Here is an 18,266-nt window from a genome sequence, read left to right as displayed (position 1 = left end):
CTGCTACCTCCCCTGGAGTTCTGCCGCCTCGCTGCGGATGTCGTCGAGGTCGGCATAGAGAACGTCGCCCGGGCACTGGGTGGCAAGCGCGTCGCGGTGTCCGGAGATGGCCTGGAGGGTGGTCCTCCTGGAACCCAGCGCAGCCGTGCCCAGTGGACTGCGGCCGCCGATCCCGAGCTTCCAGGCGGCGACCCTGGCGATGGCGTCCAGCATCTCCTCGGGCACCTCCCCGGTGCTGAAGGTGCCCAGGGCCGCGATCCCCGCGGAGTTGTCGTTGTAGCCGAGGGTGTGGGCGCCCAGCACCGGGCGGTCGACGCCGCCGGCACGGCCCTCGTAGATGGTGCCGCACTTGTCGACCAGGAAGTTGTAGCCGATGTCCCGCCAGCCGTTGCTCTTCACGTGGTAGCGGTAGATGGAGCGGACCACCGCGTCCGCCTCGGAGCAGTCGTAGTCGTTGCCGGTGGCGGTGTGGTGGATGAAGACGACCTTCACCGTGCCGGTGTACTCCGGATCGCCGCTGAGCAGGGACTCGTCCGCGTTCCAGCCCGCCCGGGTGACGATGCTGGGCCGGTCGGCGGTGTAGGCACGGTGGGCGAGACGCCGGCCTGCGTCGCCCGGTCCGGCGGCGGGGAGCACCCGGGGCTCGACCGAGCTGTGCGCTCCGGTGCCCGGGTCCACCAGGTCGACCCGCAGTCCGGCGGGCAGTCCTGAGGGGCCCGGCGCCGCCTGCACCTGGATGCCGTCGGACGGCCCGGCCCAGAACGGGGCGGTGGCGCCGCGGGCGCCCGGGCCGTCGCGCTCGGCGGATCCGACGTCGGGGGCGTCGTCGGAGGCCCCGGTCACCTGCTTCCAGTCGCTCCAGCTGCCGGTCCTGCGGTCCCGGATCCGGATCCGCACCCGGCCGTCCAGTGGGGCACGGGGGTTGTCCCAGGTGACGCCGAGCAGGTCGAAGGGCCGGGTGCGGACAGCGGGCACCTCCAGGATCCGCGGGCTCCCGCCGACCACCCGCACGCCCGGCCCGCCGGCGGCCAGCGGGATGGTGGTGGTGTAGCCCCCGGGATCGGTGCCGGGCGCGGCGGCGACCGCGTCCCCGGGAACCAGCCCGGCTCGGACCGTGGTGTCCGCCGGGCTCCCGCCGGTCAGGCTCTGCAGGGCCACGACGGCGGCGCACCCCGCCCCCAGTGCTGTCAGGAGAGTAAGACGCATAAAAGGGATATTGAGCCCATAACGTCCATGACGCCACCTCAACTGGCGAACCGACAGATTCCGCGTCCCGACCGGCCCACACCGCCGCAGATAGGTGCCACGCCCGCGCACACCGCGGACACATCCAGGGCTTAGTCTGGGGCGCACCATGACTGCGACATTCGCCGCCGACGCCCGCACCCCCGCCGACCTGCTGCGATCCGCGCTCGACGGGGACCCCGCCCGCCCCCTGGTCACCTTCTACGACGACGGCACAGGGGAGAGAGTCGAACTCTCCGTCAAGACGTTCGACAACTGGGTCGCCAAGACCTCCAACCTGCTCCAGGACGAACTGGGCGCAGGGCCCGGAGACACCGCCGCCCTGCTGCTGCCCGCCCACTGGCAGACCGCCGTCTGGCTGCTCGCCTGCTGGTCGGTCGGGGTCACCGCCGCCCCCGGCGGCGACCCGGCCGCAGCCGACCTGGTGGTCAGCGGCCCGGACGGCCTGGAAGCCGCCCAGGCCTGCTCCGGCGAACGGGTGGCGCTGGCGCTCCGCCCGCTCGGCGGCCGCTTCCCGCAGCGCCCGGCCGGATTCCTGGACTACGCGACCGAAGTACCCGCCCAGGCCGACCGGTTCGCACCGTACTCACCGGTCGACCCGGATGCGCCCGCGCTGTCGATCGGAGCCGGCGGGCCGGAACTGCGGCTCACCGGCGAGGAGGCGGTGCAGCAGGCCCGCGCGGGAGCCACCCGGCTCGGCGTCGGTCCGGGCGACCGGGTGCTGTCCACACTGCCGTACGACTCATGGGAAGGCCTGGAGGCCGGGCTGCTGGCACCGCTGGCCGCCGGCGGTTCGGTGGTGCTGTGCCGCAACTCCGGTGCGCTCACGGCCGAACAGTGGGAGAAGCGGATCTCCTCCGAGCGGGTCACCGTGCAGCTGGGCTGACGTCCGCCGGGCGGTTTCGGGCGGCGCCCGCGGGGGTGGGCGCCGCCCCGACGCACATGTTCTCGATCTCTCGTGCAACCTTGCGATTCATCCGGGTGTCTGACTGGACGTAACCGCCAGACAGCCGCCCGCCCGCCGCACCGGGCTCGCGGCGCCTGTGCACGACTCACAGGGGGATCAAGAATCGCCGTGTCCACTTCTTCCGACACCCCCGAGCCTCCGGAGCAGCCCGTCCCCGCGTCCTCCGGCACCGCCGAGGACCCGCAGAGCGAGCCCGGGGCAGCCCGCACCGGCGCTCCCGGCTCCGACTCCGATGCCTCCGACACCACCGAATCCACCGCTCCGGCCGACGGCACCACCGATGCCGACACCCCGGCCGAGGGCACCACTGACTCCGCGACTCCGGCCGAAGGCACCGCCGATGCCGACGCCGACTCCACCGCTCCGGCAGACGACTCCGCCGAAGCCGCGACCCCTGACGACGGCAGCCCTGACGACGACGCCCCCGACGCCCCCGACACCGGCACCCCTGCCGACGCCATCGCCGCGGCAACCGCCGTGCGGCGCAGGCGCCGGCGTCGGCTGCTCGCCGCCGGAGCGGGCACCCTGGCGCTGCTGCTGACCGCGGGCGGCGGCAGCGTCTGGTGGGCGTACCACCGACTGGACGGCAACATCCGTACGGACACCGCCACCAACCAGATCCTTCAGCACGAGGAGTCGGCCCGGCCGACCCACAACACCGCTCCGGCCACCTACAACGCCGAGAACATCCTGCTGATCGGCAGTGACGACCGCAGCGGCGCCAACTCCAAGTACGGCGACTCGGGTGGCCAGCGCTCCGACACCACCATCCTGCTGCACCTGTCCGCGGACCGTAAGCGCGCGGTGGCGGTCTCGATACCCCGTGACGCCATGGTCCAGGTGCCCAGCTGCGAGCGGCCGGACGGTTCCCACACCTCTCCGCAGCATGTGCAGTTCAACTGGGCCTTCGAGTTCGGCGGCGCGGCATGCACCATACGCACCGTGGAGGACCTCACCGGTATTCGTATCGATCACCATCTGATCGTCGACTTCTCCGGCTTCAAGAAGATGGTGGACGCGGTCGGCGGGGTGGACGTCTGCCTCGCCCAGGACGTCCACGACAGGGACGCCAAGCTGGATCTCCCGGCCGGCCCGCACAAGCTCAACGGGGAGCAGGCCCTGGGCTTCGTACGGGTACGGGAGACGCTCGGTGACGGCAGCGACACCCAGCGGATGGGCCGGCAGCAGGAGTTCCTGGCCTCGCTGGTCAAGAAGGTGCAGAGCGACGGGGTGCTGCTCAACCCGACCAAGCTGTGGCCCCTGCTGGACTCCGCGACCTCGGCGATCACCGCCGACCCCGGGCTGAGTTCGCTCAGTGCGCTGTACGACCTTGCGGAGAGCCTGCGGTCGATGCCGACGGAGAATGTGGCCTTCCTGACCGCGCCGCGCGAGCCGTACCCGGCGGACCACAACCGCGACCAGCTGGTGCAGCCCGCGGCCGGCATGCTCTTCCAGGCGCTCGCACAGGACCGTCCGGTCCAGGTGACATCCGGGCCGGCGCCGACCGCCACCACGGAGGGCGGGGAGAGCACCGCCACTCCCTCGCCGTCCGGATCCGCGACCGCGACCGGATCCGCGACGGCGTCGGCGTCGGCGTCCGCCACGGCCTCCGCGCCCGGCGACAGCGCCGGTGTCGCGGCCGCACTGACCTTCTCCGGTCGCACAGCCGACCAGAACATCTGTGGCAAGGGATGACCACGGTCTCTTAAAATCCCTGCCGCTCTGGGGAGTTATGTCCGATTTGCACTATGCGGGATTTGTCACGTGGCTGCCTAGCGGCTGAACTAGGCAGCTAGTGTGAGCCCGGTCGGCTCGGCGTACCCGCTCCGGCACCGGCTCCGCAGCAGCGGCAGGACACCGGCACCAAACGCACAGCACAGCACATCACTCGCGCAGGGGGAGCGCGGACCGGCAAGGCGGAGGGGTTACAACCGTGAACGCGGGAGACGGCCGTATGCGCGGCGCCTCGGGCAACGGCCCCGACTGGTCGGACGGTGGAGATCCGGCGGACCAGTGGGTGCTCGACCCCGCGACCGGCAACTACCGGTTGCGGACGGACGGCCCCGGCCCGGGCAGGGCCACCACCGCCCGGCGGCCCGGCGTGCCCCAGCAGGGCCGCCCCGGCCCCCGCCGGCCGGCCGGCCCGGGCGGCGGCGCCCCCGCCGGTGACTCCGGCCGCCTCCGCGCCCCCTCCCCCGGCGGCACACCCCCCGGCATCCCCGCGCAGGGCGGCGACACGCACCCCGGCATCCCCGCCCAGGGCGGCGGCCGGGCCGCGGCCCGCCGGGCCCGTACCGGCCAGGGCTCCGCCTCCGAGGCTCCCGCCGAGACCGCGGTCGGCGGCCGGGCCGCCCGCCGCAAGGCGGGCAAGACCCCCACCCGCAGCCGCCGGGTGCTCAAGTGGACCGCCTGGACGGGCGCCTTCGTCCTGGTGGCCGGCTGCGCCGGCGGCTACTACGCGTACCAGCACCTCAACGGCAACATCACCGGCGTCAACGTCAACCTCGGCGACGAGGCCAAGCGCCCCAAGGCCGCCACCAAGGCGGTCAACATCCTGGTGATCGGCACCGACAGCCGGCAGGGCCTGGGCAAGAAGTACGGCGACGCCGGCAGCGTCGGCCATGCCGACACCACCTTTCTCTTCCATGTCTCGGCGGACCGCACCAACGCCACCGCCATCTCCATCCCGCGCGACCTGATGGTGCCGATCCCGGAGTGCACCACCGGCGGCAAGACCATCCCCGGTTCGGCACGGGCGATGTTCAACACCAGCCTGGGGCAGGACGACCGCGACCCGGGATGCACCTGGAAGACCGTCGAGCAGATGACCGGGGTCCGCATCGACCACTTCGTGGAGGTCAACTTCGAGGCGGTGAAGACCATCTCGACCGCCGTCGGCGGAGTCGAGGTGTGCGCGGCCAAGGATCTGGTCGACCCCCAGTCGCACCTCAACATGACCAAGGGCAAGCACGTCATCGAGGGCGACGAGGCGCTGGCCTTCGTCCGCACCCGGCACGCGGTGGGCTTCGGCGGCGACCTGACCCGTATCCCGCTCCAGCAGCAGTTCATCAGCGGACTGATCCGCAAGGTGAAGAGCGACGGCACGCTCACCAGCCCCAGCAAGCTGTGGTCGCTCGCCAACGCAGCCACCAAGGCGCTCACCGTCGACCAGTCCATCGCCAGCGTCCTGAAGCTGAAGGACCTCGCCCAGGACCTCGGCACCGTGGACACCAAGCACATCACCTTCGCCACCGCCCCGGTGCTGGACGACCCGACGGACAAGAACCGGCTGGTCCTCAAGGAGCCGGACGCCACCCAGCTGTTCGCCATGGTGGCCGCCGACAAGTCGCTCACCAAGGTCACCAAGAAGACCACGGCCTCCACCGCACCGTCGCCGGCCGCCACCACCAAGGCCGCGCCGGCCGATGTGCGGGTCACGGTGAAGAACGGCAGCGGGGTCACCGGCCTGGCACAGGCCACCGTGGACTGGATGCAGAACACCGAGGGCTATCTGCGCAGCAGCAACGGCGCCAACGGGCCGGCCACGGCCAAGACCACGCTGTACTACGCGCCCAACCACGCCGACCAGGCGCGCACCCTGGCCGCCGCGATGGGCCTGCCCGCCTCGCAGATGAAGGCCACCACCCAGTACGGCACCGGGGCCAAGGACCCGATGCTGCTGATCCTGGGAAAGGACTTCAAGCAGCCCGGTGTCTCGCTGACCGTTCCCACGGCCGCGCCCTCCAACCTCCAGCGGGTCGAGGCCGACGACACCAACGTCTGCGCCAAGTGAGGCAGGCCCGGGACACGGTCGGTGACCGTTCCCGTGCGCTGCGCATTCGAATTCACCGACATAAAAGGTTGCACTCGGCGCCTGTGATCTGAATCACAGTCGATTATTGCCCTATTCATTCCCTGGAACGTGTGCACGAATGGCTGCCGAAAGGTAGGTTACGGAAAGATAGAGGTCCCCTGCGGACCCTCCGCAACCTCCCCCGGAGCAGGTGAACCGTCCTCATGGCCACGCACCACAGCACCGCCGAGCCGGGTGGGGCACCTGTCCCGCCCCTGGACGGCAGCCCCTCCATACCCCGGCAGCGCCGTGCCCACGGCGGCCCCGGGAAAAGCCGGGGAAATCGCCGCAAACCCAAGACCGGATTCAAGCGGTATCTGAAACCGATAGCCATCGGCGCGGGTGTCTGCGTGGTCCTCACCACCGCCTCGGGATGGCTTTACTACCAACACCTGAACAGCAATATCAAGACCGCGAAGAAGAATCTCAGCGATCAGCAGGGAAAGCGCACCGCGCCCAATGCCTTCGGTCAGGTCCCGCTGAACATCCTGCTGCTGGGCTCCGACAGCCGGGCCACCGCGCGGGCCCGGGCACTGGGCGGCGGAAAGAACCTCAAGGACAATCCGCCGCTGGCAGACGTGCAGATGCTGCTCCATGTCTCGGCCGACCGCACCAACGCCTCGCTCATCTCCATACCCCGCGACACCATGGTGGATATTCCGGACTGCCACAGCGAGGACGGCAAGAACTACCCCGACATGCCGTACACGCGCATCAACGCGTCGCTGGCGAACGGCGGACCCGGCTGCACCGTCGGCACCTGGACCAGGCTCACCAACCTCAACATCGACCATTTCATGATGATCGACTTCGGTGGCGTGGTGGACATGGCCCAGGCGGTCGGCGGGGTGCATGTCTGCGTCGACATGAACCTCTACGACCGCAAGACCAAGCTGGGCGGCACCGGTCTGAAGCTGCCCAAGGGCGACAATGTGCTCAACGCCCAGCAGTCGCTGCTCTGGCTGCGCACCCGTGACGCCTGGGGCAGCGACCTCAACCGCACCAAGGCGCAGCACATGTACCTCAGCTCACTGGTGCGGTCGCTGAAGGGGAACGGCACCCTCACCAACCCCGGCAAGCTGATGGACCTGGCCGAGGCCGCCACCAAGGCGATCAAGCCCGACGACGACCTCGACACCGTCAAGAAGCTCTACGACCTGGGCACCGAGCTGCGGAAGGTACCGGCGAAGCGGATCACCACGCTCACCATCCCGGTGCTCCCGGATCCCAAGAACCCCAACGCCACGGTGGTCCTCAACAAGCCTGCCGCGGACCGCATATGGCAGATGCTGCTCGACGACGTGCCGCTGGACAAGAACGGCGGCAAGGCGAAGCCCAAGCCCACCGCCTCGCCGAGCAAAAGCGCGCCGGCGGCCGCGCCCGTCGACAAGGCCTCCGTCGCGGTGACCGTGCAGAACGCCACCACCGTCACCCACCGGGCCGCGACGATCGCCACCGCGCTGACCGGGACGGGCTTCGCCATGGCCAAGGTCGGCGATCCCGCCAACGCACCCTCGCAGGCCACCACCACGCTCACCTTCAGTGCCGCGCACAAGGCCGAGGCGCAGGCCGTGGCCACCGCGCTCAAGCTGCCCGCCTCAGCGCTGCGGGAGTCCGCCTCGGCAGGCGCCCCCGCGCTGATTCTCGGCGACGACTGGACGACCGGCACCACCTTCCCGGTGAAGCCGAAGCCCAAGGCCGGTGACCTGCCTGTCGGCGTCGAGACCAAGAACTCGGCGGACACCACGGACTGCATGCACGTCGTGTCGCAGGGCGGCATATACACCTACTGACCGGATCCCAGAAAGCGACTCACCGCCATGAGTGCCCAGGATCGCCCCACTCCGCCCGAGAACACCGCCGCCCCCGGCAGGGCCGCGCCGGACACCCCGGCCTCCATTCCGCGGCAGCGCGGCGCCGGCCCCAGCCGCCGTAGGCCCAAGAGCGGATGGAAGCGGTTCATCAAGCCGGTGGCGATAGGAACCGCGGTGACGGTGGCGGCCGGCTGCGGTGGTGTGTACCTCTACATCCAGCACCTCAACTCCAACATCACCAAGGCCCCCAAGAGCGCCGGCAACTCCGCCCCACCGGGCGGCAAGGCCGACGCCCAGGGCCGTACGGCGATGAACATCCTGTTGATAGGCACCGACAGCCGTAAGGGCCTGGGCGGGAAGTACGGCGACAAGGAGAACGTCGGCAAGGGCAACAACGACGTCGACATCCTGCTGCACGTCTATCCCGACCGTAAGTCCGCCGTCGCCGTCGACCTGCCGCGCGACACCCTGGTCAACCACCCGCCCTGCACCGATCCGGTGACCAAGCAGGTCTACGGCCCGATGACCCGGATGCCGCTCAACATGGCGCTCAGCCGGGGCGGCCCCGGCTGTGTGGTGGACACCGTGCAGAAGATCACCGATCTGCGGATCGACCACTTCCTGATGGTCAACTTCGAAGGCGTCAAGGACCTCACCAATGCGGTGGGCGGCGTGGACGTCAATCTCTGCCAGCCGATCCACGACTCCGACTCCCACCTCGACCTCCCCGCCGGCCCCTCGCACCTCGACGGCGACCAGGGCCTGGCCTTCGTCCGCACCCGCCATGCCGTGCAGGACGGCAGCGCCGTCGGTCGGTTCTCCATGCAGCGGGCCTTCCTCGCCTCGCTCTTCCGCCAGATGACCAGCGCCGGCACCCTGCTCAACCCCACCAAGCTCACCCCGCTCGCCGAGGCGGCCACCAAGGCGCTCACCGTCGACCCCGACCTGGGCTCGGTCACCGCCCTGACGGGCCTCGCCGACGACCTCAAGGCGATCAAGCCCGACAAGGTGGCCTTCCTCCAGCCGAAGGTCAGCTACACCCCCAGGGACCTGGCCGACCCCAACCGGAGCGAGAAGGACGAGTTCGTCCAGCCGCAGGCCGACCAGATCTTCGCCATGCTGCTCGCCGACCGCTCACTCACCGGCAAGCCGGCGGCCAAGCCTGCGAGCGCCTCCGCCAGCCCCACCCACAGTGCCGAGCCGACCGTGGTCCCCTCGCAGGTGACCGTGACGGTGCTCAACGGCACCACCACCAGGAACGGCGCCGCCTCCGTGGGCGCCACCGCGCTCACGGCGCTCGGCTACCACGCCACATCGGGCAATGCGCCGCAGAAGGGCGTGCAGACCAGCACCGTCACCTACGCCCAGGCCGACCAGCAGGCGGCCGCCCAGTCGGTGGCCCGGTCCCTGGGGCTGCCGGCCTCGGCGGTGAAGGTGGGCGGCACCGGCAGAGGGGTTGTCGTCACCATCGGCGCCGACTTCCCGCAGACCATCCCCACCGCGAAGCCCAGCATCCCGGTGCCGACCGCACTGCCCACCGATGTCAAGGTGCACAAGGCGGACGACACCAGCTGCACCTCCAAGGGCAACGGCCTCCTCACCCAGTAGCGGGCGCCAGCACGCCGTCCCGCTCCAGGTACTCCTCCGCCGTACGGGGGCAGCGCCATCGCACGGCGCCGTCCCCGCCGTCCGGACCCAGCTGCTCCAGCGGCTCCCCGGCCCGGCCGACCCACTTGAGGCGGCGGGCCGGGACCCCTGCGACCAGGGCGAAGTCGGGTACGTCGCGATGCACCACGGCACCCGCCGCGACCAGTGCCCAGCGGCCGACGGTCACCCCGGCGACCAGCACCGCCCGGGCGCCCACCGAGCACCCCTGACGGAGCGTCACCCCTCTGGCGTCCCAGTCGTCGCCGCGCTTGAGCTTGCCGTCCGGGTCGACCGAGCGCGGATAGAGGTCATTGGTGAGCACCGCCGCAGGGCCGACGAAGACACCGTCCTCCAGCACCGCCGGCTCGTACACCAGGGCGTGGTTCTGCAGCTTGACGCGGTCTCCGAGCCGTACTCCCGGCCCGACGTAGGCGCCGCGGCCGATGATGCAGTCGCTGCCGACCACGGCCTCCTCGCGGATCTGGGCCAGATGCCAGACGACGGTGCCGTCACCGACCGCGGCACGCTCGTCCACGTCGGCGCTCGGCTGGATACGTGGTCCACCGTGCGCCGCTGCGCTGTGCGCCGCTCCGCTGTGCGCCGCTCCGCCGTGCGCTGCCGCGCCGTCCGCTGCTCCGCCGTGTGCCATGGGCCGCCCCTTCCCGATCGCCCGCGTGTGGTGGCGCGAGCGTATCCAGCCGGGGCGGCCGGTGCGGGGAGGTTCAGCGCTCGGCGAGGCTGCCGTCGGGGCTCGGGGTGCCGTCGAGGGTGCGGGTGCCGACCGCCCCCTTCTCGGGGGCCCTGCTGCCGATGACCTTGCGGGCCAGCGAGCGCGGAGAGGTGAGGAAGCCCCAGCCCCAGGTCATGTGCATGGTGGCGAGTGCCAGGGGGAGCTGGAGCCGGGCCTTCAGCGACAGTCCGCGGCCCTCCTTCAGCGAGCCCAGCAGGATCGCCGCGGCATAGCCGCCGGGCACCACCAGGAAGAGCGGGTGCAGCGCGGCGCCCAGCACCAGTCCGCCGACCACTCCGGCCAGCGCGGCCGGCGGGGCGAGATAGCGCAGATTGACCGAGCCGCGGTGGTAGCGGGTGACCACCCGGCGCCAGCGGCCGTAGTCCTTGTACTGCTTGGCGAGCGCCCGCACGCTGGGACGCGGCCGGTAGGAGACCTTCAGCTCGGGGGTGAACCAGATCAGCCCGCCGCCCTGGCGGATACGGTAGTTGAGCTCCCAGTCCTGGGCGCGGATGAACTCCTCGTTGTAGCCGCCCAGCCGCTCCAGCACCTCGCGGCGGAAGACGCCCAGGTAGACGGTGTCGGCGGGGGCCGCCTCACCGCCCGTGTGGAAGGCGGCGTTGCCGACCCCGATCCGGGAGGTCATGGCCGCCGCGACGGCCTTCTCCCACTCGGTCTCGCCCTCGGCGTGCATGATGCCGCCGACATTGGCCGCATCCCGCTCGTCCATCAGCCGCACCGCGGTGGCGATGTAGCCGGGGGTCAGCATGCCGTGGCCGTCGACCCGCACCACCACGGGGTTGCGGGAACCGCGGATGGCAGCGTTCAGCGCGGCCGGGGTGCGGCCGGTGGGGTTGGGCACGGTGTGCACCCGGGGATCCTCGGCGACCAGCTCGGCGGCGATCTCGTCGGTCCGGTCGCTGGACGGGCCCAGGGCGATCACCACTTCGAGCCCCCCGGCGTACTCCTGCTCCAGGATGTGCCGGACAGCGGTCCGCAGGTGTCGTTCCTCGTTGAGCACCGGCATGATCACGGAGACCGCCGGCAGCTCCTCGGCAGTGTTGGCGCTCATCGCGCCCACCGTACAGGTGCCGGGCACCTGTCCGCTCCGTCGGATGCGAGCCGGTTCGACCGGATGTCAAGCCAAAACGGAATCTTTCGCTTGAAAGGACGCATGGTGAACGCCCGGCGGCGTGTGCTGCGGCTTCTCCGGGGTGCCCCCGCCTAGCCTCACAGCGATGCCCGACGATCCCGCCCCCTCCACCGGCAGCAGCACTCCCCCACGGCCGCGGCGCTGGGAGCTGTGGCTGGCCGCAGTCGCCGCCGCCGCCGTGCTGATCGCCGCCGGCATCGGCTGGAGCGTGCTGCACGGCATCGGGCACGCCATCGGCCGGATCGACGCCTTCAGCGGTATCGGCAACCGCCCCGCCGCCACCGGCAGCGCGGAGAACTTCCTGCTGGTCGGCACCGACGACCGCGAGGGCATCCCGCCGCGTGAGCTGAAGCATGTGCTGCATGCCGGCGGAGTCTCCTGCCACTGCACGGACACCATGATGCTGGTCCACCTCTCCCGCAACCGCGACCGCGCGACCGTGATCAGCATCCCCCGCGACTCCTATGTCACCATCCCCGCCCACACCGACCTGGCCACCGGTAAACCGGTGACCGCAGGGCGGGGAAAGATCAATGCCGCCTACGGCCTGGGCGGCGCCCCGCTCACCGTGCAGACCGTGGAGCAGGCCACCGGTATCCGCATCGACCACTACCTCCAGGTCGACTTCCGCTCCTTCATCTCCACGGTCGACGCCCTCGGCGGTGTCTCGGTCTGCACCACCGTCCCGCTCCACGACCCCTACTCCGGTCTGGACCTGCCGGCCGGCACCACCCGGCTGGACGGCGCCGGCGCCCTCAAGTACGTCCGCGCCCGGCATCTGGACGCCAGCTCCGACCTGGGCCGGATGCAGCGCCAGCAGCATCTTGTGGCGCAGATCCTGCGCCAGGCCACCAGCGGCGGCATCCTGCTCAACCCCACCAGGCTCAGCCATGTGCTGACCACCGCGCTGAAGTCGGTCAAGGTCGACCGGGGCCTCTCCACCGAGGATCTGCTCAAGCTCGCCGGCTCCCTGCGCAGCCTCTCCGCCGGCGACACCGACGTCGCCACGGTTCCGGTCGCCGACATCAACCACACCGTGCCCGGCTGGGGCTCCACGGTGCTCTGGGACGTCCCCGCCGCCCGTGCCCTCTTCGACGCCGTACGGCAGGACCGGCCGCTGCCCGCCACGGCCCGTCCGCCCCACCGCTCGCAGGACGCCGCAGGGCCGCTGCTCACCGTCCCGCCGCAGCAGATCCGCGTCCAGGTGCTCAACGGCACCGCCACCCCGGGGCTCGGCGCCAGGGTCGACGCCGACCTGCGGCGCGTCGGCTTCGTCACCACCGGGTCGGCGGCCAATGCCGGCGGCTCCGGCGCCACCCGCACCCTGGTCCGCTACGACCCCCGTTGGGACCAGTCGGTCAAGACCCTCGCCGCCGCCCTCCCCGGGGCGCAGCTGGTCCAGGTCCCCGGGCTCGGCCCCACGCTCCAGGTGGTCGCCGGGTCGGACTACTCCCCCGCGCCCGTCCCCTCCGCCCTGGCCAGCTGGCACCCGGTCGTACCGACCCCGCCCGACACCATCTGCCACTGAGCGCGGCCCCGAACGCCGCGGCCCCGGCGCACCCCCCGGTGCGCCGGGGCCGCCCCCCGTTTCCCTGCTCCCCCGGGCCGCAGGGCCGGGTTTCCCCGGCCCTGCGGCCGTCCGGCGTCAGTCCGTGGCGATGGCCGCCAGGACGTTCATCCGGGAGGCCCGAAGGGCCGGGCCCAGCGCCGCCAGCAGTCCCACGACCGCCGCGCCGACGAAGACGGCGACGATGGTGCCGGTGGGGACGGTGAGCTGGTCGAGGCCCTGGGTCCGCAGCACCCGCTGCGCCGTGATGCCCCAGGCGAGGCCCAGGCCGGTGCCGAGGACCGCGCCGAAGACCGCGATCACCACCGACTCCAGTCGGATCATCCGCCGCAGCTGACGGCGCGACAGGCCGATCGCCCGCAGCAGGCCGATCTCCCGGGTGCGCTCCACCACCGACAGCGCCAGGGTGTTGACCACACCGAGGACGGCCACCACGATCGCCAGGCCCAGCAGGCCGTAGACCATGGAGAGCAGCTGGTCGACCTGCTTCTTGATCAGCGCCTTGTAGTCGGCCTGGTTCTTCACCTGGAGCTGCGGATACTGCGCCAGCGACTTCTGCAGGGCGGCGTAGGCCTGGTCGGGGTCGGAGGACGCACCGGCGAGCGCCATGACGTCCTGCGGCAGCCGGTCGGCGGGCAGCGCCCGCTCCGCGGTGGCCAGGCCGATGTACATCTCGCCCTGGTAGAGCTGGTTGTCCTCGGCGGTGACGGCCGCGACGTTCAGCGTCTGGGTGGAGCCGCCCTGGAAGTGGACCGTCAGCGGGTCGCCGACCTTGAGGTGGTGGCTGTCCGCGTAGTCCTTGTCGACCGAGATGCCCTGCCTGAGGGCCCCCTCGAAGGAGCCGGTGACGGCCGGCACCCGCAGGTCCTCACCGTAGGTGGGGCTGACGGCGTTGATGCTGGTGTCCTCGCGGTGCCCGTCGGGGCTGGTGATGACGACCCCGATGTCCTTGGACCGGGAGACATGGCTGAGGCCGGGAGTCCCCTCGATCGCCTTGACCATGTTCGGGGTGAGGCCGCCGTTGTTGGACATCACGATGAAGTCGGCGCCCACCGACCTGTCGATCTGGCTGGTGGCCGAGGAAACCATCGAGGAGGTCACCACCGCGGCCCCGGTCACCAGGGCCAGGCCGATCATCAGCGCGGCCGCGGTGGCCCCGGTACGGCGCGGGTTGCGCAGCGCATTGCGCTGGGCGAGTCGTCCGGACGGGCCGAAGAACGCGGGCAGCGCGGCACCCAGCACCCGCACCACTGCACCGGCCAGCAGCGGGCCGATCACCACGAAGCCGACCAGGGTGACCAGGACGCCCAGGCCCAGCAGCCCACCGCCGGTCCCGGCGCTGCTCGCCGCGGCTCCGGCCACCAGGGCAGCGACGCCGGCCGTGGTGAGCAGCAGCCCGACGGCGGCCCGGATCCGGTTGGCGGCGGCCTCGGCGGGGGTGCCGTGGTCACGCAGCGCGGCCATCGGGGAGACCTTGCCCGCCCGGCGGGCGGGCAGCCAGGCGGCGAGGACGGTGATGATGACGCCCACCGCATAGGCGGCGATCGGCACGGACGCCTTGACCGTCAGCTGGGAGGCGTCCAGGTGCATCCCGACCTTGCCCATCAGCTTGATCAGGCCGACGGCGAGACCGAGGCCTGCGCCGAGGCCGATGGTGGAGCCGAGGACGCCCAAGATCAGCGCCTCGGTGAGCACCGAACGGTTCACTTGGGAGCGGCTGCCGCCGATGGCGCGCAGCAGACCGATCTCCCGGGTGCGCTGGGCGACCAGCATGGAGAAGGTGTTGATGATCAGGAAGCCGCCGACCAGCAGCGAGATCCCGGCGAAGCCGAGCATGGCGTACTTCATGAAGTCCAGGAAGCCGCCCACGTCGCTCTGGTTGTCGGCGGCCTGCTCGGCGGCGGTCTTGACCTGGTAGGTCTTGCCGAAGGTGGCCACCAGCGCGCTCTTCAGCTGGTCGTTGGTGCGGCTGCCGTCCCCGTAGGCGACGACGGAGGTGAAGGCCCCGGGGTGGCCCAGCAGTTCGCGCTGGGCGGTCGGGGTGTCGAAGAAGACCAGCGCGGCGCCGGGGTTGGTGGTGGTGAAGGTGGCGATGCCGGAGATGGTGGCGCGGTAGTCGCCCACGGCGGTGATGATCCGCAGCTGGTCGCCGATCGACAGCTTGGACTTGTCCGCGGTGTCGGCGTCCAGCAGCACCTGGCCCGCGCCCTCGGGGGCCGCACCGGAGGTGATCTTCAGCGCGGAGTTGGGGGTCTCGTACCAGTTCCCCGCAAGGGTGGGTGCGCCGCCGGTGGGGCCGATGGACTTGTTGGTGTCCGGGTCGACGATGGTGGCGTTGGAGACCGACACCTCGCCGGTGGCGGTCTTCACACCGGGCTGCGCTGCCACCTGCTGGACCACGGAGGCGGGCAGGGTGCGGGCCATCGCTCCGCCGGACTGCTCGTTGTGGTCGGCGCCGTCGTCGGCGGGGCCGACCGCGATGTCGGACGCGGTGGTGGCGAAGAGCCGGTCGAAGGTGGCGGTGGCGGTGTCGGTGAAGACCAGGGTGCCGGAGACAAAGGCCACCGAGAGCACCACGGCTATCAGCGACAGCGCCATCCGGCCCTTGTGGGCGAAGAAGCTTCTGAGGGACGTCTTGAGCATCATGGCGGTGGTCCGATCCCTCAGCTGGTACGGCGGCTGTCGGCGCCGGGGGTCAGGGAGCCGGCCGGACCGGCCGCCGGGGTCTCGGCCGCGGAGAAGCGCAGCATCCGCTCCAGCACGGCGTCCGAGGTGGGGTTGGCCATCTCGTCGACGATCCGGCCGTCGGCGAGGAAGAGGACGCGGTCGGCGTAGCCGGCGGCGACCGGGTCATGGGTGACCATGACGATGGTCTGGCCGAGCTCGTCCACCGAGCGCCGCAGGAAGGTGAGCACCTCGGCGCCGGAGCGCGAGTCCAGGTTTCCGGTGGGCTCGTCACCGAAGATGATCTCCGGCTTGGCCGCCAGGGCGCGGGCGACCGCGACACGCTGCTGCTGACCGCCGGAGAGCTGGGTGGGGCGGTGCTTGAGCCGGTCGGCCAGGCCGACGGTCTCCACCACCTGGTCCAGCCAGGCCTGGTCCGGCCTGCGGCCCGCGATGTCCATGGGCAGGGTGATGTTCTCCAGCGCATTGAGCGTGGGGAGCAGGTTGAACGCCTGGAAGATGAAGCCGATCTTGTCGCGGCGCAGCTTGGTGAGCTGCTTGTCCTTGAGCCCGGTGATCTCCGTGCCGCCGATCGTGATCTGGCCGGAGGTGACCGAGTCCAGTCCCGCGAGGCAGTGCATGAGCGTGGACTTGCCGGAGCCCGAGGGGCCCATGATGGCGGTGAACCGCCCGCGGGCGATGTCCACGTCGACCTGGTCCAGCGCCGTCACCCGGGTCTCACCGGAGCCGTACGCCTTGGTCACCTGCCGCGCGCTGGCGGCGATGGCCGACGCGCCGCCGGCCGGCCCCGCGAGCGTCGCCGCGGGGGACCCGAAGGGGGCTGCTGCCGTCGTCACTGCTGTCTCCTTGGTCGTGGTCCTGCTTGGAACGCCACCCAGCCTGGTGGATCGGGCGCAGGCACCGACATGGTGCTCGTACGCCTCTTGGGCCGGGGGTTTTCCCCACCTGCGCCGGTGGTGCCGGGGGGTACCAGAACGCTAAGGCGCGGACTGTGGGCGACGGCTCCTCCGACGGGAGGAAACCCGGCATCGAAGGTTGTACGGGGTGCGCGGCCCCCTCCCCTAGGGGGTGAGGGGTGCAGGTCTAGGGGTCGCGGGGGCGGGTCCGCGGATGCCCGCCGGTGACCATGCGTGCGAAGGGTCCCGCGCCTGCATCAACTCTGCTACAGCCCACCACCCGGCTTAGGCCCGGGCACCCTGATGGGGCATCCTTCCGGCATGAACTCTTGGCAGGACGGCCGCTACGGCGGCGGGGCGCAACAGGGCCAGAGCGGCGGACCCTACGGCGGCGGGGACGGTGACGCCGAGCCCACCCGGTCGATGCCGCATGTCCAGCGACCGCGCCGCAGCGGTGCTCCGTACGGCCAGCAGCGCCCCGTGCCGCCGCAGCCGTCCGCCGGCTCTCCGCAGGGCGGCTACGGGACGGCCGCCGAGCCTCCGCTGCCGCCCGGTCTCAACCCGCGCGGCCCCGGCGGCGGCCGGCCCGCGGGTTCGTATGGCTCCGCCGTGCCGCAGCAGTACTCCGGCCCCGGCGGCCCGGGAGGCCCCGACGGGTCCGGCTACGGCGGCCCGCCGCCGGCCGGACCGCCCCGTCCCTCCCGCTGGCCGACCCGCCGCAAGGTCAAGGTCACCCTGGTGTCGCTGATCTGCGTGCTGCTGGTGGTCGGGGTGGGCACCTACTTCTGGGCCGACTCCAAGCTGCGCCGCGAGGACGTGCTGCAGGACTACGCGGGCCGGCCCGCCGCGGGCAAGGGCACCAACTGGCTGATCGTGGGCTCCGACAGCCGCGAGGGCATGAGCAAGCAGGACGCCAAGGATCTGCACACCGGTCTGGGGGCGCCCGGCAAGCGCACCGACTCGATGATGGTTCTGCACATCGGCTCCAACGGCAACACCATGCTGTCCATACCCCGTGACTCCTGGGTGAAGGTGCCCGCGCACCCGGACAGCGACAAGCCGAGCAGCACCATCCCGGCCCGGATGCACAAGATCAATGCGGCTTTTGCGATCGGCGGGGGCCCGCTGCTGGTGAAGACCGTGGAGTCGGCGACCGGGCTGCACATCGACCACTACGCGGAGATCGGTTTCGCCGGCTTCCGCGACCTGGTCGACTCGCTGGGCGGCGTGGACATGTGCCTGGCCAAGCCGATGAAGGACCCCAAGTCGGGGGCCAACTTCCAGGCGGGCTGCCAGCACTTCAACGGCACCGACTCGCTGAAGTACGTGCGCTCCCGCTATGTGGACGGCACCGGCGACCTCGGCCGGATGAAGCGGCAGCGGCAGTTCCTGTCGGCGATCGCCGACTCGGCGGCCTCTCCCGCCACCATCGCCAATCCCTTCACCCTCTATCCGACGATCAGCTCCGGCCTCGGCACCCTGATCGTGGACAAGGACTGCGGCCTCTACGACCTCACCTCGATGTTCTGGGCCATGAAGGGTGTGAGCGGCGGCAGCGGCAAGACGATCACCGTGCCGATCTCCGACCCGGGCCGGACCACCTCCGAGGGCTCCTCGGTGATCTGGAACGACACCAAGGCCAAGCAGGTCTTCGACGCCCTGCGCAATGACACCGCGGTGCCCGATGTGAGCTAGCGGAACCTCCTGCG

12 protein-coding genes are annotated in these 18,266 nt (G+C 71.3%); 7 read left to right on the top strand and 5 right to left on the bottom strand.

What is annotated here, in order from left to right; genetic code table 11:
• Positions 1 to 3: 3 nt before the first annotated feature.
• Positions 4 to 1,206: a peptidoglycan recognition protein gene (locus AB0761_RS23235; RefSeq protein ID WP_377271057.1), complete on the bottom strand. Its 1,203-nt coding sequence runs from the start codon at positions 1,204 to 1,206 to the stop codon at positions 4 to 6.
• 148 nt (positions 1,207 to 1,354) lie between these two features.
• On the opposite strand from AB0761_RS23235, the gene AB0761_RS23230 reads away from it, so the two are divergent.
• From AB0761_RS23230 to AB0761_RS23210, 5 genes are all read left to right on the top strand, one after another.
• Complete coding sequence (locus AB0761_RS23230) at positions 1,355 to 2,131, top strand: TIGR03089 family protein (protein ID WP_377271056.1); 777 nt, start codon at positions 1,355 to 1,357, stop codon at positions 2,129 to 2,131.
• 189 nt (positions 2,132 to 2,320) lie between these two features.
• Positions 2,321 to 3,907, top strand: coding sequence for an LCP family protein (locus tag AB0761_RS23225; RefSeq protein ID WP_377271055.1), 1,587 nt, complete (start codon positions 2,321 to 2,323; stop codon positions 3,905 to 3,907).
• A 238-nt stretch (positions 3,908 to 4,145) separates the two neighbouring features.
• Positions 4,146 to 6,005, top strand: a complete 1,860-nt coding sequence (locus AB0761_RS23220) for an LCP family protein (RefSeq protein ID WP_377271054.1) — start codon at positions 4,146 to 4,148, stop codon at positions 6,003 to 6,005.
• 224 nt (positions 6,006 to 6,229) lie between these two features.
• A complete protein-coding gene (locus AB0761_RS23215; RefSeq protein WP_377271052.1) occupies positions 6,230 to 7,858 on the top strand; it encodes an LCP family protein in 1,629 nt (542 codons plus the stop codon).
• A 27-nt stretch (positions 7,859 to 7,885) separates the two neighbouring features.
• Positions 7,886 to 9,487, top strand: a complete 1,602-nt coding sequence (locus tag AB0761_RS23210; RefSeq protein ID WP_377271051.1) for an LCP family protein — start codon at positions 7,886 to 7,888, stop codon at positions 9,485 to 9,487.
• On the opposite strand, the gene AB0761_RS23205 is transcribed toward AB0761_RS23210, so the two are convergent.
• Complete coding sequence (locus tag AB0761_RS23205; protein WP_377271049.1) at positions 9,477 to 10,175, bottom strand: acyltransferase; 699 nt, start codon at positions 10,173 to 10,175, stop codon at positions 9,477 to 9,479. The genes AB0761_RS23210 and AB0761_RS23205 overlap by 11 nt on opposite strands.
• A 73-nt stretch (positions 10,176 to 10,248) precedes the next feature.
• Entirely contained in the window at positions 10,249 to 11,328 is a 1,080-nt protein-coding gene (locus AB0761_RS23200) for a glycosyltransferase family 2 protein (protein WP_377271048.1), read from the bottom strand.
• Positions 11,329 to 11,494: 166 nt separating this feature from the next.
• Between AB0761_RS23200 and AB0761_RS23195 the strand changes: the two genes are divergently transcribed.
• Positions 11,495 to 12,937 carry an LCP family protein gene (locus AB0761_RS23195; protein ID WP_377271047.1) on the top strand — a complete coding sequence of 481 codons (1,443 nt, stop codon included), beginning with the start codon at positions 11,495 to 11,497 and terminating at the stop codon, positions 12,935 to 12,937.
• Positions 12,938 to 13,054: 117 nt separating this feature from the next.
• Here the strand turns inward: AB0761_RS23195 and AB0761_RS23190 are convergent, their stop codons facing one another.
• A complete protein-coding gene (locus AB0761_RS23190; RefSeq protein WP_377271046.1) occupies positions 13,055 to 15,622 on the bottom strand; it encodes an ABC transporter permease in 2,568 nt (855 codons plus the stop codon).
• 17 nt (positions 15,623 to 15,639) lie between these two features.
• Positions 15,640 to 16,497, bottom strand: coding sequence for an ABC transporter ATP-binding protein (locus AB0761_RS23185; RefSeq protein ID WP_377271045.1), 858 nt, complete (start codon positions 16,495 to 16,497; stop codon positions 15,640 to 15,642).
• Between the two features lie 381 nt (positions 16,498 to 16,878).
• On the opposite strand from AB0761_RS23185, the gene AB0761_RS23180 reads away from it, so the two are divergent.
• Positions 16,879 to 18,252, top strand: coding sequence for an LCP family protein (locus AB0761_RS23180; RefSeq protein WP_377271044.1), 1,374 nt, complete (start codon positions 16,879 to 16,881; stop codon positions 18,250 to 18,252).
• Positions 18,253 to 18,266 lie beyond the last annotated feature (14 nt).

The sequence above is a fragment of the Peterkaempfera podocarpi genome, from assembly GCF_042466665.1.
Lineage (GTDB): Bacteria > Actinomycetota > Actinomycetes > Streptomycetales > Streptomycetaceae > Peterkaempfera > Peterkaempfera podocarpi.
The sequence above is the reverse complement of the archived record's forward strand: the minus strand, read 5'-3'. Positions and strand labels throughout refer to the sequence as shown.

Bases quoted from the DNA above. Each gene is read 5' to 3' on its own strand.
- AB0761_RS23235 (WP_377271057.1), bottom strand. From the start codon at position 1,206: ATGCGTCTTACTCTCCTGACAGCACTGGGGGCGGGGTGCGCCGCCGTC.
- AB0761_RS23230 (WP_377271056.1), top strand. From the start codon at position 1,355: ATGACTGCGACATTCGCCGCCGACGCCCGCACCCCCGCCGACCTGCTG.
- AB0761_RS23215 (WP_377271052.1), top strand. From the start codon at position 6,230: ATGGCCACGCACCACAGCACCGCCGAGCCGGGTGGGGCACCTGTCCCG.
- AB0761_RS23210 (WP_377271051.1), top strand. From the start codon at position 7,886: ATGAGTGCCCAGGATCGCCCCACTCCGCCCGAGAACACCGCCGCCCCC.
- AB0761_RS23205 (WP_377271049.1), bottom strand. From the start codon at position 10,175: ATGGCACACGGCGGAGCAGCGGACGGCGCGGCAGCGCACGGCGGAGCG.
- AB0761_RS23200 (WP_377271048.1), bottom strand. From the start codon at position 11,328: ATGAGCGCCAACACTGCCGAGGAGCTGCCGGCGGTCTCCGTGATCATG.
- AB0761_RS23195 (WP_377271047.1), top strand. From the start codon at position 11,495: ATGCCCGACGATCCCGCCCCCTCCACCGGCAGCAGCACTCCCCCACGG.
- AB0761_RS23190 (WP_377271046.1), bottom strand. From the start codon at position 15,622: ATGATGCTCAAGACGTCCCTCAGAAGCTTCTTCGCCCACAAGGGCCGG.
- AB0761_RS23180 (WP_377271044.1), top strand. From the start codon at position 16,879: ATGAACTCTTGGCAGGACGGCCGCTACGGCGGCGGGGCGCAACAGGGC.